This is a genomic window from Siminovitchia sediminis (assembly GCF_042680885.1).
GTDB classification, from domain to species: domain Bacteria; phylum Bacillota; class Bacilli; order Bacillales; family Bacillaceae_C; genus Siminovitchia; species Siminovitchia sediminis.
Map to the genome: position 1 here is coordinate 67,691 of NZ_JBHUEO010000013.1, position 22,791 is coordinate 90,481.

At 46.2% G+C, this 22,791-nt stretch carries 21 protein-coding genes; 14 read left to right on the forward strand and 7 right to left on the reverse strand.

The genetic code is table 11. The annotated features are described in order from the left end of the window. Positions 1 to 127 precede the first annotated feature (127 nt). The 4 genes from ACFSCZ_RS06745 to ACFSCZ_RS06760 are packed head-to-tail and all read left to right on the forward strand — an operon-like array spanning position 128 to position 3,732. Entirely contained in the window at positions 128 to 1,129 is a 1,002-nt protein-coding gene (locus ACFSCZ_RS06745; RefSeq protein ID WP_380773056.1) for a FecCD family ABC transporter permease, read from the forward strand. Beyond that, on the forward strand, positions 1,126 to 2,184 hold the full coding sequence (locus tag ACFSCZ_RS06750) for a FecCD family ABC transporter permease (protein WP_380773057.1): 1,059 nt from the start codon (positions 1,126 to 1,128) through the stop codon (positions 2,182 to 2,184). The genes ACFSCZ_RS06745 and ACFSCZ_RS06750 overlap by 4 nt, the downstream gene beginning before the upstream one ends. Positions 2,185 to 2,201: 17 nt before the next feature. After that, positions 2,202 to 3,032, forward strand: coding sequence for an ABC transporter ATP-binding protein (locus ACFSCZ_RS06755; protein WP_380773058.1), 831 nt, complete (start codon positions 2,202 to 2,204; stop codon positions 3,030 to 3,032). Beyond that, positions 3,010 to 3,732 (forward strand): IucA/IucC family C-terminal-domain containing protein, encoded by a 723-nt coding sequence (locus tag ACFSCZ_RS06760; protein WP_380773059.1) that lies wholly within the window; start codon positions 3,010 to 3,012, stop codon positions 3,730 to 3,732. The genes ACFSCZ_RS06755 and ACFSCZ_RS06760 overlap by 23 nt, the downstream gene beginning before the upstream one ends. Positions 3,733 to 3,931: 199 nt before the next feature. On the opposite strand, the gene ACFSCZ_RS06765 is transcribed toward ACFSCZ_RS06760, so the two are convergent. Beyond that, entirely contained in the window at positions 3,932 to 4,783 is an 852-nt protein-coding gene (locus tag ACFSCZ_RS06765) for an undecaprenyl-diphosphate phosphatase (RefSeq protein WP_380773060.1), read from the reverse strand. A 262-nt stretch (positions 4,784 to 5,045) separates the two neighbouring features. On the opposite strand from ACFSCZ_RS06765, the gene ACFSCZ_RS06770 reads away from it, so the two are divergent. The 10 genes from ACFSCZ_RS06770 (at position 5,046) to ACFSCZ_RS06815 (ending at position 15,999) form a co-directional block, all read left to right on the forward strand. Next, positions 5,046 to 6,386 carry a hemolysin family protein gene (locus ACFSCZ_RS06770; RefSeq protein ID WP_380773061.1) on the forward strand — a complete coding sequence of 447 codons (1,341 nt, stop codon included), beginning with the start codon at positions 5,046 to 5,048 and terminating at the stop codon, positions 6,384 to 6,386. Between the two features lie 631 nt (positions 6,387 to 7,017). Further along, positions 7,018 to 7,689: a GntR family transcriptional regulator gene (locus ACFSCZ_RS06775; RefSeq protein WP_380773063.1), complete on the forward strand. Its 672-nt coding sequence runs from the start codon at positions 7,018 to 7,020 to the stop codon at positions 7,687 to 7,689. Positions 7,690 to 7,882: 193 nt separating this feature from the next. Continuing rightward, entirely contained in the window at positions 7,883 to 8,809 is a 927-nt protein-coding gene (hpaI, locus tag ACFSCZ_RS06780) for a 2,4-dihydroxyhept-2-ene-1,7-dioic acid aldolase (RefSeq protein WP_380773111.1), read from the forward strand. Positions 8,810 to 8,906: 97 nt separating this feature from the next. Next, positions 8,907 to 10,394 (forward strand): 5-carboxymethyl-2-hydroxymuconate semialdehyde dehydrogenase, encoded by a 1,488-nt coding sequence (hpaE, locus tag ACFSCZ_RS06785; RefSeq protein ID WP_380773112.1) that lies wholly within the window; start codon positions 8,907 to 8,909, stop codon positions 10,392 to 10,394. 21 nt (positions 10,395 to 10,415) lie between these two features. After that, the gene (gene hpaB, locus ACFSCZ_RS06790; RefSeq protein WP_380773064.1) at positions 10,416 to 11,891 is read left to right on the forward strand and encodes a 4-hydroxyphenylacetate 3-monooxygenase, oxygenase component; all 1,476 of its coding nucleotides are present in this window, start codon (positions 10,416 to 10,418) and stop codon (positions 11,889 to 11,891) included. 12 nt (positions 11,892 to 11,903) lie between these two features. Further along, positions 11,904 to 12,887 carry a 3,4-dihydroxyphenylacetate 2,3-dioxygenase gene (gene hpaD, locus ACFSCZ_RS06795; protein WP_380773065.1) on the forward strand — a complete coding sequence of 328 codons (984 nt, stop codon included), beginning with the start codon at positions 11,904 to 11,906 and terminating at the stop codon, positions 12,885 to 12,887. Positions 12,888 to 12,912: 25 nt separating this feature from the next. Further along, on the forward strand, positions 12,913 to 13,371 hold the full coding sequence (locus tag ACFSCZ_RS06800) for a flavin reductase family protein (RefSeq protein ID WP_380773066.1): 459 nt from the start codon (positions 12,913 to 12,915) through the stop codon (positions 13,369 to 13,371). 659 nt (positions 13,372 to 14,030) lie between these two features. Further along, positions 14,031 to 14,822 (forward strand): fumarylacetoacetate hydrolase family protein, encoded by a 792-nt coding sequence (locus tag ACFSCZ_RS06805; protein WP_380773067.1) that lies wholly within the window; start codon positions 14,031 to 14,033, stop codon positions 14,820 to 14,822. Continuing rightward, entirely contained in the window at positions 14,822 to 15,601 is a 780-nt protein-coding gene (locus ACFSCZ_RS06810) for a fumarylacetoacetate hydrolase family protein (RefSeq protein ID WP_380773068.1), read from the forward strand. Before ACFSCZ_RS06805 ends, ACFSCZ_RS06810 begins: the two co-directional genes overlap by 1 nt. Positions 15,602 to 15,615: 14 nt before the next feature. Beyond that, positions 15,616 to 15,999 (forward strand): 5-carboxymethyl-2-hydroxymuconate Delta-isomerase, encoded by a 384-nt coding sequence (locus ACFSCZ_RS06815; protein ID WP_380773069.1) that lies wholly within the window; start codon positions 15,616 to 15,618, stop codon positions 15,997 to 15,999. A gap of 296 nt (positions 16,000 to 16,295) precedes the next feature. Here ACFSCZ_RS06815 and ACFSCZ_RS06820 read toward each other — a convergent pair whose 3' ends face one another. The 6 genes from ACFSCZ_RS06820 to ACFSCZ_RS06845 all read right to left on the reverse strand — a co-directional run bounded on the left by ACFSCZ_RS06820 (position 16,296) and on the right by ACFSCZ_RS06845 (position 22,642). Further along, positions 16,296 to 17,393 (reverse strand): GerAB/ArcD/ProY family transporter, encoded by a 1,098-nt coding sequence (locus tag ACFSCZ_RS06820; protein ID WP_380773070.1) that lies wholly within the window; start codon positions 17,391 to 17,393, stop codon positions 16,296 to 16,298. Positions 17,394 to 17,663: 270 nt separating this feature from the next. Further along, positions 17,664 to 17,831, reverse strand: coding sequence for a hypothetical protein (locus tag ACFSCZ_RS06825; RefSeq protein WP_380773072.1), 168 nt, complete (start codon positions 17,829 to 17,831; stop codon positions 17,664 to 17,666). Between the two features lie 18 nt (positions 17,832 to 17,849). Next, entirely contained in the window at positions 17,850 to 19,076 is a 1,227-nt protein-coding gene (locus ACFSCZ_RS06830; protein WP_380773073.1) for a Ger(x)C family spore germination protein, read from the reverse strand. Further along, positions 19,073 to 19,306 carry a hypothetical protein gene (locus tag ACFSCZ_RS06835; protein ID WP_380773074.1) on the reverse strand — a complete coding sequence of 78 codons (234 nt, stop codon included), beginning with the start codon at positions 19,304 to 19,306 and terminating at the stop codon, positions 19,073 to 19,075. The genes ACFSCZ_RS06830 and ACFSCZ_RS06835 overlap by 4 nt, the downstream gene beginning before the upstream one ends. Then, positions 19,303 to 20,880, reverse strand: a complete 1,578-nt coding sequence (locus ACFSCZ_RS06840; RefSeq protein ID WP_380773075.1) for a spore germination protein — start codon at positions 20,878 to 20,880, stop codon at positions 19,303 to 19,305. Before ACFSCZ_RS06840 ends, ACFSCZ_RS06835 begins: the two co-directional genes overlap by 4 nt. A gap of 256 nt (positions 20,881 to 21,136) precedes the next feature. Further along, a complete protein-coding gene (locus ACFSCZ_RS06845; protein ID WP_380773113.1) occupies positions 21,137 to 22,642 on the reverse strand; it encodes a glycine betaine uptake BCCT transporter in 1,506 nt (501 codons plus the stop codon). Between the last annotated feature and the right edge of the window lie 149 nt (positions 22,643 to 22,791).

Here is a 22,791-nt window from a genome sequence, read left to right on the forward strand (position 1 = left end):
TTATCTTAAAAGAGAGCGGTTACTTTGTCAAGAAATAATTGAGAATGATTATCAAAGTCATTGACTTCTTCCTAAACATTCAATAAACTTGGAAGCAAGAAGTCTTTTAGAGGAGTATTTTAATAGGATGCAAACGTCTAATGGGGTGAAATTCCTTTATATTATTGTTGGCATACTGCTGCTGGTCTTACTGATGGGCATGAGCATCGTATACGGATATACAGATACTTCCATACAAGTGGCAGTCCGGGCATTTAAAAATTTTGACGGGTCCAACGAACATATTGTGATTCAGTCCGTTCGGCTGCCCAGGGCTCTCATTGCTGCCGCAGTAGGTGCTAGTTTGGCTATAGCAGGGGTGTTGGCGCAAACACTGACAAAAAATCCGCTTGCTTCTCCCAGCATATTGGGAATTAACTCGGGCGCAGGATTTGCAGTTGTGATGGCGGTTACTATATTTAACATTTCAAGTCTTCAGGCATTTGCTTGGATTTCCTTTTTGGGAGCGGCAATCGCCGCTTTCAGTGTGTATGCGATCGGGTCCATCGGCAGGGAAGGGCTCTCGCCGATGAAATTGACATTGGCGGGTGCTGCCATGGCAGCACTTTTTGCTTCTTGCACCCAGGGCCTTCTTGTGATGAATGAGGCAGCATTGGAACAGGTGATGTTCTGGCTGGCCGGGTCGGTAGCCGGAAGAAAGATGGAAATATTATTTTCAGTTCTTCCCTATATGACGCTTGGAATCGTGCTTGCTCTGCTGTTGGCCCCCAAGTTGAACATATTGTTAATGGGAGAAGACGTGGCCAAAGGTTTGGGATTGAGAACGGCTATCGTGAAACTGGCAGCCGGCCTGGCCGTCATTATCTTGGCAGGAAGCGCAGTAGCTGTAGCCGGCCCCATCGGGTTTATCGGTATTGTCATTCCTCATTTGTCCAGGAAACTCATCGGCATTGACCATCGCTGGCTCATTCCTTTTTCAGGAATCATGGGAGGGATGCTGTTGACGGCTGCAGATATCGGCGCAAGATATATTATCATGCCGCAGGAGGTTCCTGTCGGGGTGATGACTGCTGTGATTGGAACACCCTTTTTCATTTATATCGCCAGAAAGGGGTTCAATCCATCATGAGTAAGTATCGAAGCTTCCGACTATTTAACAATAAGTTGTCATTTTTAGCAGATCGTAAAGCGGTCTCCGCTATTTTACTATTATTGATGCTTTTGGCAGCAGCTGTTATTGCGAGCACTGGTCTCGGTGATGTAAAAATGACCCCCTGGGGCGTACTGCAGGTTTTTTCAGGAGCCGGATCAGACCTGGACCGCCTGGTAGTGATGGAGTTTCGTCTGCCGAGAACGATTATTGCCGTTTTTGTCGGAATGGCGCTGGCAACAGCAGGCGGTATCCTGCAGGGCATGATTCGAAATCCGCTTGCTTCTCCGGATATCATCGGAATTACCGGCGGTGCTGGTGCAGCGGTTGTCGGCTTCCTTACTTTATTCAGCAATCAGGACAACGTGTTGACCGTCAGCATAGACTGGCTTCCGCTGGCAGCTTTTATTGGGGCATTCACCACTGCTTTGCTCGTATATTTATTATCGTGGCAAGGTGGAGTATCTCCGGTCAGACTCGTATTGATTGGGATTGGCATCGCTGCACTGATGCAGGCAATCATTACCTTTTTAATGATAATGGGGCCGATTCACCAAGCGGCACAGGCCAATATTTGGATTACCGGAAGTGTAAATGGATCGAATTGGTTTAATGTACAAGTCATTGTCCCATGGGTAGTACTGCTGTTAATGGCAGCCTTTATTTCAGCCGGAAGAATTAATGTTCTGGAGCTGGGTGATGACCTGGCCACAGGTTTGGGCAGCAGGATACAGAGGCAGCGTTTTGTTCTGCTGGTCATCAGCACAGCTTTAGTAGGGGCAGCTGTTGCTTTTGCAGGCGGCGTCGGCTTCGTCGGATTAATGGCCCCCCATATGGCGAGAAGGATCGTTGGTTCCGCATATGGCGCTTTGCTTCCGGTTTCCGCTTTAATCGGAGGATTGATTGTCCTTCTGGCAGATGTTATTGGCAGGACCTTATTTCTGCCGCTGGAAGTTCCTGCAGGGGTGTTTACCGCAGCGATAGGAGCACCGTATTTTATATATCTTTTATTTAAAACCAGAAATTCTTTATAAAGGAGCGGATCCTGAAAATGGATGTGATTCAGACTGACTCTCTGAAGCTTGCGTATGGTGATAGAATCATAATAGATGAACTTGATTTAACGATCCCCAAGGGGAAAATTTCTGTCTTTATTGGAGCCAATGGATGCGGAAAATCAACCTTGCTGCGTTCTATCGCGAGACTGCTTAAGCCTCAAGGAGGATCCGTTCTATTATCAGGGCAGGACTTATCAAAGCTTCCAACCAAGGAAATTGCAAAGCAGATGGCTATTCTTCCGCAGTCCTCCACTGCCCCGGAGGGGCTTACTGTAATGCAGCTTGTTAAGCAGGGCCGGTATCCTTATCAGACATGGATCAGACAGTGGTCAGCGGAAGACGAGGCCGCTGTAAAAAAAGCACTGAAGGCTACCGGTTTATCAGATTATGCGGACCGTCCGGTTGATGAGCTGTCTGGAGGCCAAAGACAAAGAGCCTGGATAGCTATGACACTTGCCCAGGATACAGATATCCTGTTGTTGGATGAGCCGACGACCTATTTGGATATGACCCATCAAATTGACATTTTAGATCTGTTGTTTGAGCTGAATGAACAAGAAGGCAGGACGATTGTGATGGTTTTGCATGATTTGAACCTCGCCTGCCGGTATGCCCATCAAATTATTGCCATTCGTGATCAAAAAGTGTATGCCCAGGGAAAGCCGGAGAATATTGTCAATGCTCTTTTGGTACGGGAAGTGTTTAACATGGATTGTGAAGTGACAGCAGATCCATTATTTGGGACGCCTCTGTGTATTCCATACGGAAAGGGACGGCGGATAATTAAAGGCGGGGATATGCATGTGGTTAAACAAGCTAAGTGACTGCGATGTTCAACAACTGAAAAAGTACCGGCTTGCCGATACCGCCGACAGCGAATCTTTGGATTATTCGTCACTGCTTGACTTAAAGAAGCTGCCTGAAACGCTTTTAATGCTGACGGGAAGAATTGGTGCCCCAAACGCCTGTGTAACAAGCTCTATCCTTATCAAAAGAATGGCCTTTTATGCAGTGATTCATATATATGCCATGACGGCGCTGGGTAAAAAGCTGAAAACGGAACCTTCAAAGCTGAAATTGATTGACAGCGCTCAAGATGACCTGTGGCTTCCTGGTTTTTTCATGAACCCCTTGGAGGCCGAAGATCCGGGAGAGAACAGAGATCATTGGCGTGACAGCATTATCCGTGAGGTATTTGCGGATGGCCTGACTCCGCTGATTTACTTGTTAAAGGAACAGACAAGACTTAAAGAAGAAGTCATGTGGGAAAACATTGCGGTCTATGTACATTGGATTTTTAAAGAAATCGAGGAAAATCATCAGCTTGGGGAGCAGGCTGCGAAAGACCGCCAATACATTTTTCTTGAAGCTCCTGGAAAGCTGTTTGGAACGGTGCATAATCCCTTAACATCATTTTTCCAGCTATCGAAAAAGGGTCGGGTTACCTGCTGTCTTTCGTTCATGCTGAGAAATAGAGAAAAGAAGAAGTGTGCTGCTTGTCCCTTGGCATCCCGGGAGACCTAGCGGAATTCTTTTTATTTCGACAGGATTCGAGCGTATTCGGGTGGTGACAGGCACTTGTCGAAAACCTAAAAAAGCACAGCAACCGGAGCTGTGCTTTCTTTTATTGATTGTTGATCTAAACCAGCACAGCTCAAACTATGTCTTTCTCTTCGACAAATTTCGGGCAGTTTCGGGGCGTGACAGGCACTTGTCGAAAAATTTATTGAATATTAATATAAACGATTAAGATTACCGCAGCCAATACGACTCTGTAGATGGCAAAAGGCATTAATTTGATCCTGCTGATTAAAGCCAGGAAAAATCGGATGGACAGCCAGGCAAAGATAAAGGCACTGATAAATCCGACGACGAAAAACGGAATGACATCCGCCGTCATGACGTCCATCTTTTTATATAAGGAGACGGCACTTGCCCCAAACATGATAGGGACAGCCATAATAAAAGTAAAATCGGCTGCTGCCCGGTATTGTAGTCCGAGCAATACGCCTCCGGAGATCGTGGAGCCAGAACGGGAGAAGCCGGGCCATAAGGCGATACATTGGAACAGGCCAATAAGAAAGGCCTGCTTGATCGAAATGTCGTCGAGGCTCGTTCGCTGCTCCAGTGCACCTTCCGACCGCGCCTTCCAGTCTGCTGCTGCCATGAGGATGGCACCGGCAACGAGTCCGATCAATACGGTCTCAACTGAAAATAAGTAGGTATCAATGAAATCTTCCAAGGTCAATCCCAAAATAGCGGCTGGAATGAGCCCTACAATCACATGAATTAATCGAAGGCGGTGTCCTTCTTCCGGAACGGGAGAATTCTTGGTACGGATTCCGATCAGGCTTAACATGCGCGGCCAGAAGACAATGGCTGCGGCCATGACGGACCCAAGCTGAATAACGACTTTAAATGTATTGGCAATTTCCTGCGAGTTCAGCAGTTCTGCCGATTTTAATAAAATATCATCCACGATAATCATATGTCCTGTAGAAGAAACGGGAGCAAACTCGGTCAGCCCTTCTACAAGCCCCAGCAGTAACGCAACAATGAATTCCCAAATACTCATTCTTTCTATATCCTCACTTTCCAATGATGCTCTCATTTTGAATGAAAAGAATGGAGTTTATCAGACTTGTCCATTATTACATAATAACGTACAATCTTTACCAAGTACTACACATTTTTTGAAGGCGGACTAATTTTATGTTATGAAATGGGAAAAGCATATAGTATAATAATTTATAAGAACTATTCTGTTCGGCTCATAAATCGTACAGATATCCTGAAAAATATAGGAGGTGTACGCCTTTCTTTGAAAGGCGAACTATTTGGACGTTGCCAGTTTAATCGTAATTGTCATTTTAATTGCTTTAACCGCTTTCTTTGTAGCAGCGGAATTTGCAATTGTAAAAATTAGGAGCAGCCGCGTTGACCAGCTGATTGAGGAAGGAAAACCTTCAGCCAAGGCGGTAAAACATATTACTACGCATTTAGATGAATATTTATCTGCCTGTCAGCTGGGGATCACGATTACAGCGCTCGGAATAGGGTGGCTCGGCGAACCTGCCATCAAGTCATTGTTGGATCCTTTGCTGATAAAAATGGGAGCTGGACCAGCTGTTTCCCATATTTTGTCGATTGTCCTTGCTTTTGTGGTCATTACATTTTTACACGTAGTGGTGGGTGAGCTGGCACCAAAGACGGTTGCCATCCAAAAAGCAGAGGCAGTGTCCATGTGGACAGCAAAGCCGCTCATCTGGTTCTACCGTATCATGTTCCCTTTTATCTGGCTGCTGAATGGATCCGCCCGTCTCTTGGTCAAGATGTTTGGGATGCACTCTGTATCGGAGAGCGAGGTATCCCACTCTGAAGAGGAACTGAGGATTATACTGTCTGAAAGTTTTAAAAGTGGGGAGATCAACCAGTCTGAATTGACATACGTAACAAATATTTTTAAATTTGATGACAGGGTGGCAAAGGAAATCATGGTACCCCGAACCGAGATGATCTCTTTCTCGACAGAGGAGTCCATTGAAGATTGGGTAGATGTCATTAAAGACGTCAAATTTACCCGCTACCCGATCTATGAAGGGGATAAGGACAATATCATTGGTCTGATTAATATAAAAGATATTCTATTGGAGCAAATCCAAAATACAGATGATGATCGCGGATTCGACGTTTCAAATTATATCAAACCGGTGATTCATGTGATTGAAACAGTACCCATCCGAGATTTGCTGCTAAAAATGCAGAAGGACCAAACTCACATGGCGATTCTTCTGGATGAATACGGTGGAACATCTGGTCTTGTCACTGTGGAAGACATCGTTGAGGAAATCGTCGGTGAAATTAAGGACGAGTTCGATACGGATGAAATTCCTGATATTACGAAAATAGGGGAAAGCCACTACAAATTTAGCGGGAAAGTACTCATTTCAGATGTAAACGATCTCCTTGGGACCGATCTGTCAGATGATGACGTGGATACACTGGGCGGATGGGTATTATCCGAAAAGTTTGATGTAACGGAAGGTGAATCTCTTCACGCCGACGGCTTTGAATTTAAAATTACTGAATTGGACGGCCATCAAATCCAGTTCGTGGAAGTGTGCCAGTTGAAAAAAGATCAAGCTGTGGAGCAGCAAAGCGAAGAAGGAGCTATATAAACTGGGCGGAGGGAAACCTCCGTCTTTTTGTTATTTCAAATCCATTCCTCTTGGTGCCCGGCCTTGATGGTTCAATGTTTGTTGGGCAGCCATCTCTATTTAAAAGGCGGTTTTCGGAGTGTCGCGGTTTGCATGGGTCATGATTCATGCGGCGGCCATTTTCAGTTCAGGTCGGCCTGCACGGAAGTCATTGAAATTCTAAGCGCCCAATTCCAGCAGACCGCAGCTTGTTTGGCAGTCCTGGACGGCTCCAGGCGCCCAATTTCAAGGCAACACCATGTATTAGGTAGTCAGGAACTATTCAATGCGCCCAATCCCATGGAATTGCCACTTTTTTGGGCTCTTAGCACTTCCCCCTGTTGTTCATCGCTTGTTCGGACCGCCCCCCATTCGAAGCGCAGATTGTGCCCGGTTTGCATGTAGTCATTCGGTTATTCAACCCGTCCTATCCAATACCAAATACCGCCATCTAATTGGCAGCCATGTCTCATTTAATGGCCCCAAACCCAATGCACCTCCATCTAATCAGCACTATTCCTTATTTAATCCGGCCATTTTCAATCCTTTCCCTCCTGTATTTATAAGCTCTTGAACCATTGACATCATATATGATTTCAAATATGATAAACATATGATGAAAGAGAATAAACAACAGAGAGCCTATCGGATTATTAAGTCACGGATTGTTGAAAAGGTGTATGCACCTGACCAGAGGATTGTCATTGACCAGCTGGCAAAAGAATTGCAGACGAGTTCGATTCCGATCAGGGAAGCGATCCGGCAGTTGGAGGCAGAAGGGCTTATTGAGTACAAGCGGAATATCGGTCCCGTGGTAGCACCCATCAATGAGTCGGAATATTACGAGAACCTTCAATTGCTGGCTGTCCTTGAAGGGTATGCGGTTGCTTCCTGTGCCCGCAATTTCCCTGCTGCCAAAATTTTAAAGCTGAAAGAGAAAAATAAACAGATGAAGGAGGCATTGGAAGACTTTGATTTTATCGCTTTTGCGAAGCTGAATGAGGAATTTCATTACATCATTTATGAAGAAAATACGAATAAGATCCTCATTGAAACCATTAAAACCATATGGAAACGTCTGCACGCCATCAGGGGAATCGGATCTACCTTGTATTCAGGAAGGGTAAAAGAGTCCATTAAAGAACATGAGGAGATTATCTCGCTTCTTGAGAAAAAAGCAGATCCGCAAACGGTAGAAGAAGTGGTGCGCCTGCATAAATTCCGTACAGCAGAAGATTTCGAAAGACGCCGTTCCTTGAATGCCGGTACGACTGTCGAGAGCTAAGAAACAGAATAGATCATCCTGTTTCTTTCTTTTTTTATAAAAATAAATGTGTATTGATCAGGAGATAAAAAAAGTGTTGTAAGCGATTACCTAAAAATTTATAAAAACGTTTGACATTATATATGTAATCATATATGATTTAACTGTTCAGAAAATTAACCCACCTTAAAAAATGTAGGAGGTTGAAGATTTGATGCCATCTTATAAAGAAGCAAAGGAAAGATTCAGAGGGTCTATTGCTCCGGTAGTCACTCCTTTCCATGAAGACGAAAGCCTTGACCTGGAGACATTTAAAAGACTGATTGATTGGCAGATTGAAAGCGGAAGCCATGGGATCTCCGTTACCGGTACGAGCGGTGAGCCCAGCTCGCTGACAGTTGAAGAAAGAGAGATTGTCATGGAGACTGCAATGAAAGCGGTTGCCGGGCGTGTTCCGTTCCTTCCCGGGACCGGATCTGTGAACCATAACGAAGCGATGAGACTGACAAAAGCTGCACAGGAAATGGGTGCAGACGGAGCCATGGTGATCGTTCCTTATTACAATAAGCCAAACCAGCATGCATTGTACAAACATTTTAAAACGATTGCCGATGCGGTCGATATTCCGATCATTCTCTATAATATCCCCGGAAGAACGGCTGTCAACCTGGAAGTGGAAACGATTGCACGTCTTGCGGAGGATTGCCCGAACATTATCGGAATCAAGGAATCCAATAAAGACTTCGAACATGTCAACCGCGTACTGTTAAAAACAGGCCGTGATTTCAATCTGTATTCCGGTATTGAGCTTCTCTGCTATCCGATGCTTGCGATCGGCGGAGCAGGTCATATCAGTGCAACATCCAACGTTGCGCCTGCGCCTGTTGCTGAAATTTATAATGCGTGGGCAGAAGGCGATGTAAAGCGTGCGCAGGATATGCACTTTGAAATGATGGAACTGAATGACATTTTATTTAAGGATACAAATCCTGCCGTCGCAAAAGCAGCGCTGGGCATGATGGGCAAAATTAAGCCGGTATTGCGTAAACCAATGGACATTCCTTCAGAAGAACTGCAAAAGGAGCTTCGCCAAGTATTGATCAATTATGGGATTGAATTAAAAGATCAAGTAAAGAACTAATATTTTTTTTAAAAAAAGGGAGGGGGTTCTCCCTTGAACCGTCTCCTTACAAGGGAAGGTGATTTTTTTGTCACAAAAAACAGCAGCACAAACACAGTTGCGGAAACACGAAAAGCAATCGGATATCAAATTGTATATTAACGGCCAGTTTATAGAACCCGCGAGCGGAGTCTATTTCGATAATCGCAGCCCATTTACAAATGAAGTGATTAACCGCGTAGCAGAAGGGCGCAAAGCAGATATTGACAAATCTGTTCAGGCTGCCAAACGAGCTTTTAAAGAAGGGTCTTGGGGCACAATGAAAGTGTCCGAGCGAATGAAGTATATTGAAAGAATTGCAGATTTAATCGACGAAGAGGCAGAAGAATTGTCGTATCTGGAATCCTTGGATACCGGACTGCCCATCGCGCAGACAAGAAACATGGCAGCACGTGCAGCGGAAAACTTCCGCTTCTATTCCCGCATGGTGCAGACAAGAATGCACGGAGAAGCATACTTGCAAGACAGCGAGTTTGTCAACTACACAGTGTACAGCCCGCTTGGGGTGGTAGGGCTGATTACGCCATGGAACGCACCGTTCATGCTGACCACCTGGAAAATAGCGCCTGCACTGGCAACCGGAAACACGGTGGTATTAAAACCGGCTGAGTTGTCACCGCTTACAGCCAACAAACTGGCAGAAATTATTCAAAAGGCTGAACTTCCCGAAGGTGTGTTCAACATTGTACACGGATACGGGGAAACCGCAGGTGCAGCGCTTGTTGCTCACCCCGATGTAGAAGCGATCTCATTTACAGGCGAGACGGTAACGGGATCGATCATTATAAAAAATTCAGCCGATACGCTGAAAAAGACTTCTATGGAACTGGGTGGAAAATCACCCCTCATTGTGTTTGATGATGCGGACCTTGACCGCGCGCTTGATGCGGCTGTCTGGGGGATATTTTCCTTTAACGGTGAACGCTGCACTTCCAACTCGAGAGTATTTTTACACAAAAACATTAAGGACCAATTTGTTCAAGCCTTAAAAGAAAGGGTCCAAAAAATTAAGATTGGCGACCCGATGGATGCTTCGACACAATTGGGACCGCTCATCAGCCTGGAGCATTTTGAAAAAGTATCAGGCTATATTGAACTGGCAAAGGAAGAAGGGTGCGAAGTGGTACAGGGTACGGTTCCTGAACAGTTCAAAGCAGGAAACTATGTCCCTCCGACCTTGCTGTTAAATGCAACAAACGACATGAGGGTGTGCCAGGAAGAGATCTTCGGACCGGTGATGGCGGTCATTGAGTTTGAATCAGAAGAAGAGGTTGTTAAAGCCGCCAACGATGTGAAATATGGCCTGGCAGGTTTCGTATGGACGAATGACATTAAACGCGGCCACCGCGTGGCACAGGCTGTCGAAGCAGGAATGCTGTGGATCAATGCCCAGAACGTGCGGGATCTCAGAATTCCGTTTGGCGGAATGAAGGCAAGCGGAATCGGACGGGAAGGCGGACATTACGCCATCATGGAATTTTATACAGAGCCAAAAGTGATCCATGTCGCCATTGGAGACCACCTTATTCCGCAATTCGGAAAATAATTTAAAGGAGAGTGAAAAACGATGCCAGCCAAGACAGGAAAAGAATACTTGGAACGTTTGAAAAAGGCGAACAACAATGTGTATATTCATGGTAAAAGAGTGGATGACGTCACTGAGCATCCGGCTTTCAAAGGGGTTACAAAATCCATGGCCCGCTTGTATGATCTGCAATATGAAAAGCCGGAAAAAATGCTTTATACCTCTCCTGCCAGTGGAGACCCGGTCGGCATGACGTATAAGATCCCGGAAACCATTGACGACTTGATTGCGCGCCGTGAAGCTATCCAGGAGTGGGCACGTACATCCGGAGGAATGATGGGGCGGGCGCCGGACTACATGAATGCGGAAGTGATGGCCACTGGAGCAGCCGCTGACTTCTTTGCCGAAGCGGATCCCAGTTTCGCCGAAAACGCGAGAAAGTATTACGAGTTTGCACGTGAAAATGACCTGAGCTTGACCCACACACTGATTCATCCGCAGGTGAACCGCGCAAAGGCACAGGCAGAGCAGAAAGATGCCAATGTGGCACTTCACCTTGTTGAAAAAAGAAGCGACGGAATTATTGTGGACGGTGTTCGATTGCTGGCGACGCAGGGCGGCATTACAGATGAACTCATCGTCTTTCCGTCCACGGTGAACAAATCTGATACAAAAGATGATCCGTATTCATTGGCCTTTGCTATTCCAAACAATACAAAAGGGCTGAAATTCCTCAGCCGTGAATCGTTCGACTACGGCAAATCCACTTGGGATCATCCGCTTGCTTCCCGCTTCGAAGAAGGGGACGCGATCGTATCGTTCGACAATGTATTTGTCCCGTGGGAGCGCGTGTTTGTCTGCGGGAATGCGTCGATCTGCAACCGCACGTTTAAAGAAACAAACGCGGTTGTTCATATGTCACATCAAGTCGTATCGAAAAATATAGTGAAAACTGAATTTGTCCTTGGCGTGGCTTTAAGCATTATGGAAGCAATCGGCATAGATCAATTCCAGCACGTACAGGATAAAGGCGCTGAAATTATGCTTGTCCTTGAAACGATGCGTTCGCATATGTACCGGGCTGAACATAACGCAAAAATCGATCGATGGGGCGTCATGACCCCGGATTTCACAGCGCTGGACGCAGCGCGCAACTGGTACCCGCGCATCTATCCCCGCCTGTCTGAAATCATCCGTATCCTGGGAGCATCCGGCCTGATGGGAATCCCGACACACGACGACTTTGCCCATGAAGAAATCGGACCTATCCTCGAGCGCGGCCTTCAAGGCAAGAACTTGAACGGCTACGAGCGTGTCCAGCTGTTCAGATTGGCTTGGGATATGACTCTCAGTTCATTTGGTGCCAGACAGACGCACTATGAATATTACTTCTTCGGCGATCCGATCCGCATGGGTATGACCTATTTCAATGGATATGAAAAAGACACATACAAAGAATTCGTATCGGAGTTTCTGAAAAATGAAACGTCATCCAAGCCGGATTTTATGAAAGCATAGGGGGGAAATCGGATGGAATTTAACATTATCCGCTGTGCACGAACCGTGCTGCATGTAACCAATTTGGAAGCGTCCAGAAAGTTTTATGTAGATACACTTGGTTTTATTGAAACAGAATCAGATGCAGAGAACTTGTACCTGAGAGGACTGGAAGAGCATAACCACCACAGCCTCCATTTAAAGAAAGGAAAAAAGCCGGTCGTTGAAGCGCTTGGCTATAAAGTATCATCAGAGGCTGACCTGGATGCCTTGGAACAATTTTTTACTGCAAAAGGTTATCAAACGAAGTGGATCAAAGAAGGAGAGCAGCATGCCATGGGGCGGGCCCTCCGCGTACAGGATGTTTCGGGGCTGCCGCTCGAATTTTATGCAAAAATGGAGCATGCAGAACGCCTTCTCCAGCGTTATGACCTCTATAGGGGCGCGCGTGTCCAAAGAATCGACCATTTTAACTGCATGGTCCAAGATGTGGAAAAAGCACAGGAATTTTATATGAAAGCTCTTGGATTTGCCTGCTCCGAATATACGGATACGAAAGAAGGCGACGTATGGGCTACGTGGCTCCACCGGAAGCAAACGGTTCATGATCAGGCTTTCATGAACGGGGTAGGACCGCGTCTGCATCATATCGGATTTTGGCTGCCGGATCCGCTCGCGCTGATCCATACGTGCGACGTTCTTGCAGCTTCAGGATACGGAAAGAGCATTGAAAGGGGACCGGGCCGCCACGGATTATCCAACGCCTTTTTCCTATATGTCAGGGATCCGGACGGACACCGCCTTGAGTTCTACAGCGGCGACTACTTGACGAGCGATCCGGACTTTAAGCCGATTCGCTGGGTTCTTGATGACCCGATGCGCCAGACATTCTGGGGACATGAAGCGCCGGACAGCTGGTTCAACGAAGCATCCACTGTGTTGGATGTTACCAGCGGCAAAGAAGTGGAAACGAAAGAACCGAAGCTGGCAAAACGCAAGCCGGAGTTTATGATTTAAGCTTTTGATGAAGGGAGAGACGACCATGGAGGACCGTCTGTTCAGAACTGCTATGGGTAAATTTGCAACGGGAGTCACTGTCATCACCACCAAAGTGGGGGGAAACGTCCACGGCATGACGGCGAACGCGTTTATGTCCGTATCGCTGAACCCGAAACTTGTCCTCATTTCCATCGGAGAAAAAGCGAACATGAACCGGCTCATCAAGCAATCCGGCAAATTTGCGGTCAGCGTCTTGAACGAAAGCCAGCAGGACCTGTCCGCCTATTTTGCAGGACAGATTAAAGAGGAACGAGACGTTAAATTTGATACATTCAATCACATGCCGGTCATCAAAGATGCCTTGGTCAACCTGACGTGCAACGTACACGATGCCGTCATCGCCGGCGACCATACCTTGTATATCGGAGAAGTTACCGACCTCCGTGTCCAGGACGGAGAACCTCTTGGATTCTTTGAAGGCAAATATAAAAAAGTGGTATAGCCCCACGATCCTGCCCGTCCGCCGGGCGGACGGGATGTGTTGTAAGCAGGCGGACAGTAAATTTCTATATTGGCCGGTATTTCTGTTTCTCTACAGTAATTCAGGAAAGTGGAGAGTATTGGGTAGTAATTTCGCTTCAATGGACAGTATTGCGAGAGAGTGGACAGTAAATTCAGAGTCGGCCAGTATTTTTTTGGCGAGTAATTCTGCAAAATGAAGAGTAACAAGTCCAAGTTGGATAGTAATTCATTTCCTTGGCGAGTAATTCAGGAAAGTGGAGAGTAACAGGTCTGAATTAGATAGTAATTCATTTCTTTGATAAGTTATTTCAGTAAAACGGGCAGAAAGGGTCTGCGTTGGATAGGTAATCTGGATCTCGGGACAGTTTCTTAGAAAAATGGCTGTGATGGTCTGAGTCGGCGGGTAATTCCATTTCTCGGGCAGTATTTCATGAAATACGGACAGGAACAGGTCTAAGTTGGCCGGTACATGGTGCCCCGATAGTACTTAGAAAAACGGCCGGTATTTCAGAAACAAGAAAAGTCACTGGCTCGAGCTGGACAGTATTCCAAGAGCATGGATAATAAAGTCCTCAATGGGCCGACAGTTCCAAATCTTGGACTAAATTTTATAAAAAATAAGAATGGAGGAGAGAGCGCATGAGTCTAGTGAAAGCAAGTCTTCGCGGGCTGGGTATGCTAGACGAAGTGAGAGCTGATACGTCCCAAGGCAGAGTGGAGATACAAGGCAAGCAGCAGCCTGTTTCAGAAGTAACCTGGAATCCTCCTGTCAACGGCGCGGTGTACGGGGTTCTTTTAAACTATCAAGGAGCCTTTGACAAATTAAAAGACCAGATGAATGAACCGCCCTATAAACAACCGCCAAAAGCGCCTGTTCTGTATATCAAACCGGCCAACACCTTAACCGGGTGCAACCAGCCTATCCCGCTCCCAAAAGGGGAGGAAAAATTGGAAATGGGAGCCGCGCTTGCCGTGGTGGTTGGAAAAACCGCTGCACGTGTGAAGGCGAGAGAAGCCTATGATTACATTGAGGGCTATACAATTGCAAATGATGTCAGTATCCCGCACGAAAGCTATTACCGGCCGGCCATTAAACAAAAGGCGCGTGACGGATTTTGCCCCATTGGACCATGGATCATCCCCTGGAAAGAAGTGGCCAATCCCAGTCAATTGGAAACCCGGGTCTTTATAAATGGCGAATTAAAGCAAAAAAATAATACGGAAAACCTGATTCGCTCCATTCCCGCCTTACTGGAAGACGTAACAGATTTTATGACGCTCCGCCGAGGCGATGTCCTGCTTGTCGGTATTCCCGAGGAGCCTCCGAAAGCCAGGGATGGAGATGAAGTGCGAATTGAAATTGACGGAATCGGTGTTTTAGTCAATCCAGTCGTGTCAGAGGAAAAGCTTTCCGAAGGAGGGATCGCATAATGAAACGCGCACGAGTGGCTTGCTTCGGTTCTGTTCACGAGGCAGTGGAGAAAGAGGGGAGACTCGAGCTTTTGGACGGCCGTGCCGTTTCCGGGGATGAAGTTATATGGCTCCCGCCCATCGAGCCGCGGACTGCATTCGTCCTGGCACTGAATTATTCGGATCATGCGGGGGAGCTGGCTTTTCAGGCACCGGAAGAGCCTTTGGTCTTTTTAAAAGGGCCGAATACATTTATTGGACATAACGCCCAAACCCGCCGGCCATCTGACGTTACATACATGCACTATGAGTGCGAGCTGGCGGTTGTGATCGGTAAAAAGGCAAAGAATGTCCCTCGGGAACATGCGTACGACTATGTAAAAGGCTATACCATTGCAAATGACTATGCGTTCCGCGATTATCTTGAAAACTATTACCGTCCAAATCTGAGAGTAAAGAACCGCGATACGAGCACACCGATCGGACCGTGGATCGTTGATGCAGCGGACATCGAGGATCCGATGAACCTGAAGCTCCGTACCTACGTGAACGGTGAATTGAAGCAGGAAGGGACAACGCAAGATATGATATTCGACATCCCGTACCTGATCGAATATCTGAGCAGCTTCATGACGCTGGACGAAAATGACATCCTTTTAACCGGAACACCGAAAGGAACTGTAGGCGTTGTCGAAGGCGATGAAGTGATCACTGAAATTGAGGGAATCGGCCAATTAAAAAATACCGTCGTGGGCGACCGGGTATTTTCCATAAAAGAAAAAAGCGCGGCCTACACATAGGAGGTGGCATTCCGGTGCCTCACGTGATCGTGGAATACACTGATAATATTAAGAAGGAAGCCAGGATTAAGAGCCTCTTGAAAAAAATCAACGAGTCGATGATCGACAGCAACGGCGTCTTTCCGGTAGGGGGGATTCGTTCCAGAGCCATTGAACTGAACGATTATGTCGTTGCAGATGGGACCGAAGATGACGCATTTGTCCATGTTGCTTTGAAAATCGGCGCCGGCCGGTCAGAGGAGGATCTGAAACAGGCGTGCGACAAACTGTTCGAAGTGGTGAAGGAGCATTTCGCCGACCTCTATGAAAAAAGAACCCTCGCTTTGTCCATGGAAATCGAAGAATTTTCAAGACCAACCTATAAGCAAAACAACATTCATACACGCTATAAAAAATAAGCCGGTCGGAGCGCGCCGGACCTTGGGGTCGCCGGCGCGCTCCAACTATCGTATAATCGCTCCAACTATCGTATAATCGCTCCAACTATCGTATAATCGCTCCAACTATCGTATAATCGCTCCAACTATCGTATAATCGCTCCAACTATCGTATAATCGCTCCAACTATCGTATAATCGCTTCAACTATCGTATAATCGCTCCAACTCTCCCCGCGTAAAATTGCCGCAGACTGCAATGCCCGGTATCACTCATGTTCCGTCTAAAAACGTATTCACCCGCCGCCCGGCTCACCGCTTACTTCTTCTTTTTCTTCCTGCTTTTCACCAGGTCTACGCCCCAAAGAACGAACGGATATAAGATAAAGAAGCCAGAGATCGATTGAAGAAAGATTTCTCGGGCCAGGATTTCCTGGTAGAGATTTTCTTGCAAAAGGCCCAGAAACATGGTGAGCCCTGCCAGGGGAAGCAGCAGCCGCTCAAAGTTTTTAATTTGAATGAGCCTTCCCAGTAAGAAGGCTGTGACAAACAAATATATTCCAAAATGAAAGGCAGCCCCCATAAACCATGCGGCTAAGAAAACCGCTTCAATATGATTGGCCAGTGTGGTCAGCATAGCCATCCTCGTAAAATGATGATAAGGGAAGGCGATATTTTCCACTGAGGAATAATCAAACATCATGATAAAAGCAGCTATATATACGGACATTTTTATAATGGATAAGCCGAATCCCAATAAAACACCGGTTCGAAAACTTTCATAGGAACGAACATAAGAAAATAGGGCACAAACCAAAATGACATCGCTGAAAAAGGAGCTATACCCAATGCTCCCTTTCAAAACGGGGAGCATCCCGGGCCCTGCAAAGGGAAAGATCAGGCTGGGGTTCAGGGCGCTTGCAACCAAAATAATCAGCAGAATAGACAGAGACAACATGATCGGAGAAAAAATCCATCCCGCTCTGCTGATGATATCGAGGCCCTGCCGCGCAATATATAAGACAGTTACTACAATAAATACGAACATGAGAGCAGGGGTTGGAGAATTCGGATAATACATCGTAATGACAATATCTACGTAAGTTCGGCTATTGATAACCATAGAGACAAAAACGGATGCAAACATAACAAATGTTAAAATGCCGCTCAGAAATTTTCCGGTCAGCTGTTGTGAAATCTCAATCAGACCGATATTATATTTTTTCAATAGAGGGAGTAAGAGGAGGAAAGGAACTCCCATTGCTATTCCGGAAAAGATGGGCATCATCCAGGTGGCGGTCGATCCGATATCAAAAAGAAGATTGGGCGTGGCATCTGTTATATTAATGCCGATTCCCAAGTAGATGATGGCAAACATTTCCCTTGTGCCGATCTTCCGGTCTTCTACCCGTATCACGAAATGGTCTTCCTCCTTTCGGTCTGTCTGTGCCTGGCTTTGCTAAAAATTTTCTGAAGCGGTTTATGTTTGTAAGTGTTCGAAGCCTGTATGCCGCTTTTGCAAATTCTTTTTCGATTAGGGCGCCGGTTCTGTCCGCTTATCCTCTTGACAGTTTGTTCCTATCCCTTCAGGGCGATGGAAATTACCTGAACGAAAGGTTTGCTGCACATCCCAGCTTCCATTCCAGAATCGGCAGCCAAATGGACTGATGTCCCATTCCATGATCATCTACGGGTTTACCTTTTCAATCCAATATGCCAGAACAGGGAAGGCAGCTGCCATTATTCCAACAATGACAGCAGCCATTCGTCTGTCATCTTTCCAAATATCCCATGTCAGCCGTCCAGTATACCATGTTAAATAAGCGGCAAGGGCGATCACTAGATAGGTTTTCACGTATCAGCAGTCCTTCCTCTAATCCTTATTTGAAGGGGGCTTGATTTGCTCACCGAAGTTTTCAATTTTGACCTCATAATTGATATCAACATCTGCCTGTTGGAACTTCTTTTCCCAGTTATAATCCTCGTATTGCTTGACAGTCCAAAACTGCTTGCGTGCGGGTACATACCAGACGAACGCTTCGCCTTTGAATTCGTTCTGCATTTTCTCAACTAAGCGGGCAGATCTCTCTTCCAGGCGCTTTTTAATAGATTTTTTCAGCAGGTTCTGATTATGCTGGTTTGTCGTATAACTGACATTGGCGGGATTTGAGTGGATTTGCAGTACGACCGGCACCTGTACGTTCACTTTTGCAGGCTCCTGCTTTGTGTCCACCTTGACTCTAGTAGGGCTGGTTTCTATTAATCGGACGGAAATACGGGAACCCTCTTTAACGGGATCCGGGAAAGAAGTGATGATGGCATCAAATACCGGCTCTTCCCGCAACAGCATAGCTATCCTCGTTTCTTCGCCAGTCAGTGTACCGATCATCTTTCTATTTCTCAAAACGGCTGATCCGATCATTTGGACAGGATCTCCTGCTTTTTGGGGGACTTGTCCTGCCAAGTAGGTGTCTTCATTTTGGTGCTCCCCAACTTCCTCCCTTTCAGCGGTTGCATATATGACTAAGAATAATTCTCCCTGTATTCTTTGAAAAAGCGTATTGAGGTTAGAGGGGGGAACCAAGCCGGTCTGCTTCCATATTTTTTGCATAAATTCATAATACTTATGCGGCCGGGTTTCCATTATGGGTTTATTTTTATGGATAAACTCACTCGCCTTTTCTTTGGAAACAATCATCATCGATTCTCTCCTGACTTCCGGGTCAACAATCGCTGACTCGATAATATTGGAAAAAACCTCCGACCTTGCGAGCTCTTCACCGATGATAATCGTCTTCAAATGTGAAAAACGAACTCGTCTGGAATGTGAGGTGTGCACCAATTCTTTAGCAGATAAAATATCAGGCGCCGTGACAGTCACGATATCAGAAGGGGGTTCATTCTGGGCCTCTGCCAATTGAGAAGTATTAACCTGGGGATTGGCAATTTGGAATGTGACTTCTATCATATGATCCTTCTCCCCTTTATCGAGACCAAGTGCTACAACAAATGCCTGTCTTTCCAGTTCTTCTTTTTGCCCGCAGCCGGATATCAGCATGAGGGGAATCAAAATCCAGACCATTCCCATAAAAACCCTCATTTTTTCTTCCTCCCTTTTACACGGTCCAATCCCCACAAGATGAACGGAAGCAGGATGAAAAAGGGAACGATCAGTGCCGTCCCCGTAATAAGCGGCATGGACCAAGAAGCTGTTGAACCCACTTCTAACAGGAGGTTGGGAGTAGAATCGGTCACTTTAATTCCAATACTGATATAGACAATGGCGAACATTTCCCTGGTACCGATCTTTCGGTCCGATACCCGTATCAAGAGTTCTTTCCTCCCTTATCCATCCGATATTTCTGCTTGGGATGCAACGATAATGGGCGAACCCGCATTTTCTTGATAATCGTTCTCCAAAACATATCATGGGAGGAAGGATAGTAAGGAGCCAAGGGTGCGAAAAAAGGCACCCCAAATGATTTTAGGGAAGCCGCATAGGTCAAAAGCGCTGCCATACCAAGAGCAATCCCGATAAATCCAAAGAAGTTGGCCGCAAATAAGAAACCAAACCGCAAAATCCGGACGATGACACTCAAGCCCAGATCCGGAATTGCAAAGGAGGCAAGCCCCGTAATTGCGACAATAATAATCATAATGGAACTGACGAGATTCGCTTCCACCGCCGCCTGGCCGAGAATCAAAGCTCCTACAATCCCGATGGTGGCTCCGAGCGGATTGGGCACACGGATGCCTGCTTCCCTTAGAATCTCAAAGGTGATCTCCATGAGAAGAATTTCCCATAAGGTAGGAAAGGGAATTCTTTCCCTGGATCCGCTGATCGCCAGCATTAAATCCGTCGGTATCATTTCCGGATGAAAAGTCGTAACCGCCAAAAAAACAGACGGCATGAGCATAGCAATAATCAAGCAAAGGAGGCGGGTGATCCGGGAAAAATTCCCGTACGCCCAGCGCAAAAAAGTATCTTCTGCCGTATGAAAAAGCTGCCAAAAAGTAACGGGCGCAACCAATGCATCTGGTGAATTATCCATCAGCATGACGACATGGCCCTCCATTAAAAAGGAACATGTCCGGTCCGGCCGTTCTGTTGTCAATAAAGACGGAAATAGGGAGTAAGGGCGCTCTTCAATCAGCTCTTCCAGTATATTTAAGGTTAAGATAGCTTCATGATCTACATTTGCCAGTCGATCTTTGACATTGTTGACTAACTTCTCATCGGCGACATCGGCCAAATATAAAACAGATACTTCCTGAGGGGCTCTGGATCCGACATGAATCGGTTCCTTGATCAACTGATGGTCTTTTAACTGCCTCCGAATTAAAGAAAGGTTGACATCGGCAGATTCCACGAAGGCGGATCTCGGTCCCCTTACAACGGTTTCCGCTGTCGGTTCAGAAATGGCTCTTTCCTCGAATCCGGTCGTATCGACCAAAAGGGCATCGCGCTCTCCGTCAATCAAAATAAGTGTATTTCCGTTCAGCAATCCCTGTACGGCTATATCAAACGTGCATACAATCTTTCCGCTGGCAACGGTGAGGATATTTTGTCTGACCTTGTCGATGATGTTTTTTTCATCGACCGTATGGTTCTGTCGTTTTATCAAAGGCTTAATAATGTTCTCGCGAATCACATCCGTATTGGCGGCACCCCCGATAAAGAGTAGGATGACGCTACGGTTAATCGAAGGCGAGAACAACTTTCGTGATTTTAACGAATCATTTGTGGGATAATGAAACAACTCTTCAAAACGCTGTAAATTATGAGCAGCTACCTTTGAAAATTGGTCATTATTCTGAGATTTCGGCTCCTCCTGCTTTTCCTCTTTCTGTACATGCATAATATTTTTGCCAAATTTTCTCCGTTTATTTTTGAAGAGATTCACTTTCCACACCCCCATGCCTTGCCTGCTTTACCGTTAATATGAACGGAAATGGAAAAAACATGCGCAAATTACAAGAAAAACTTAACCTGCAAACTGTGCAGAAATAATGAAGACGCCTGCTCAGGACGCCAGGGACTTCCTGGCCGCCACATCCAGCACGAGGACGTCCTTGTCCATCGTGATTTTATACATTAGAACACAAAAAAGAGCGGGACCGTTCCCGCTCTTATACCGGCTCTCAGAAGCCTGCTGCCGATCATTTGCGTTTTCTTCTTTGAAGTCCCATTTCACGCCGTTCCTGGCGAAGGGCCTTGTAGATGGACACCATCATCATAATCATAATCAATGAGAATGGGAGGGCCGCTATGATAAGTGCATTTTGTAAGGCCGGCAGCCCGCCGCTGTACAGCAGGATGGCCGACATGGCGGCAATAATGATTCCCCATACAATTTTTCCGCTATTGGGAGGTGTCAGGGATCCGTAGGATGTCTGCATGCCGAGCACGAATGTAGCAGAATCCGCAGAGGTGACGAAGAATATTAAAGTCAGCAGTACAGCAATTACTGATAAAATTGCCGAAAATGGCATTTCATGAAATACTGCAAACAGGACTTCCTCTGTCACAAACTGTGTTAGGTCCACCGCACCTGTTGCCTGAATGTTGATCGCAGTTGATCCGAATACAGCGAACCAAATAAAGCTGACGATCACAGGAAGCAGGAGGACGCCCACCATAAATTCCCGTATCGTCCTTCCCTTTGATACGCGGGCAATAAAAATTCCGACAAACGGCGACCATGAAATCCACCAGGCCCAGTAAAAGATCGTCCAACCGTTGATCCATTCCCGCTGTCCGGCATCCAGGGGTGCAATCCTGAAGCTCATCTGAATAATATTTTGCACATAGGCTCCAATCGTATCCGTCAGCATATTCAAGATGAATAAACTGGGGCCGAGAATGAACACAAGAACCAATAAGACAACTGCCAGCACCATATTGGTATTGCTTAAAAATTTAATTCCTTTGCTTAAACCTGACCAAGCCGACATTAAAAATAAAACAGTAGCGATGATAATAATCATGAGTTGGATGAGAAAATTGTTTGGAATTCCCAGCAGAAAGGCCAGGCCGCCATTAATTTGAGCGGCTCCAAATCCCAAGGTTGTAGCTATCCCGACAACGGTGGCTGTGACAGCAATCACATCGACGACCAAAGCCAGCTTCCCGTTCGAATGTTTTCCGAGCAATGGACCGAGTGTAGCACTGATCAATCCCGGCTGTTCTTTTCGGAAATTGAAATAGGCGAGGCAAAGCCCGACAAGGGCATAAACGGACCAGGCATGAATCCCCCAATGAAAGAATGTAAACCGCATCGCTTCTTTAATGGCGGCATCCGTCCCCGGCTCCGAGATGGGCGGAGAAACTGCATAATGGGAAATCGGTTCGGCCGTTCCCCAAAACACGAGGCCGATGCCCATCCCTGCTGAAAACAGCATGGCGAACCACGACGGTTTGGAGTATTCCGGTTTGTCATCGGGTTTCCCCAGCTTGATCGTTCCTACCGGGCTAAAAATAATGAACAGGCAAAAGGCAACGATCACGGTTACCAAAATTAAATAATACCAGCCGAAGCCCGAAGTTATCAGAGACTCAATATTCGAAGTAGCTTTTTCAAACTGATTGGGTGCAACAACACCAAACATAACAGCAATCAGCAGAATGATGGCAGAAATCCAAAAGACATTTGAAACTTTACCCAACAAGATCTATTCTCTCCTTCCTTGATTGGAGGGCCGTTTTCAACATACCTAACCATAACAATCTTCATGTTTTTATTCAAATCCCTTGATGAAACCATATATGAACTCTTCTTATTTAAAAAAGTACATGTATTTTGCCCCCGGGACAA

Coding starts and splice junctions, on each gene's coding strand:
- ACFSCZ_RS06745 (WP_380773056.1), top strand. CDS start 128: ATGCAAACGTCTAATGGGGTGAAATTCCTTTATATTATTGTTGGCATA.
- ACFSCZ_RS06750 (WP_380773057.1), top strand. CDS start 1,126: ATGAGTAAGTATCGAAGCTTCCGACTATTTAACAATAAGTTGTCATTT.
- ACFSCZ_RS06755 (WP_380773058.1), top strand. CDS start 2,202: ATGGATGTGATTCAGACTGACTCTCTGAAGCTTGCGTATGGTGATAGA.
- ACFSCZ_RS06760 (WP_380773059.1), top strand. CDS start 3,010: ATGTGGTTAAACAAGCTAAGTGACTGCGATGTTCAACAACTGAAAAAG.
- ACFSCZ_RS06765 (WP_380773060.1), bottom strand. CDS start 4,783: ATGAGTATTTGGGAATTCATTGTTGCGTTACTGCTGGGGCTTGTAGAA.
- ACFSCZ_RS06775 (WP_380773063.1), top strand. CDS start 7,018: ATGATGAAAGAGAATAAACAACAGAGAGCCTATCGGATTATTAAGTCA.
- hpaI (WP_380773111.1), top strand. CDS start 7,883: ATGCCATCTTATAAAGAAGCAAAGGAAAGATTCAGAGGGTCTATTGCT.
- hpaB (WP_380773064.1), top strand. CDS start 10,416: ATGCCAGCCAAGACAGGAAAAGAATACTTGGAACGTTTGAAAAAGGCG.
- hpaD (WP_380773065.1), top strand. CDS start 11,904: ATGGAATTTAACATTATCCGCTGTGCACGAACCGTGCTGCATGTAACC.
- ACFSCZ_RS06800 (WP_380773066.1), top strand. CDS start 12,913: ATGGAGGACCGTCTGTTCAGAACTGCTATGGGTAAATTTGCAACGGGA.
- ACFSCZ_RS06805 (WP_380773067.1), top strand. CDS start 14,031: ATGAGTCTAGTGAAAGCAAGTCTTCGCGGGCTGGGTATGCTAGACGAA.
- ACFSCZ_RS06810 (WP_380773068.1), top strand. CDS start 14,822: ATGAAACGCGCACGAGTGGCTTGCTTCGGTTCTGTTCACGAGGCAGTG.
- ACFSCZ_RS06830 (WP_380773073.1), bottom strand. CDS start 19,076: ATGAGGGTTTTTATGGGAATGGTCTGGATTTTGATTCCCCTCATGCTG.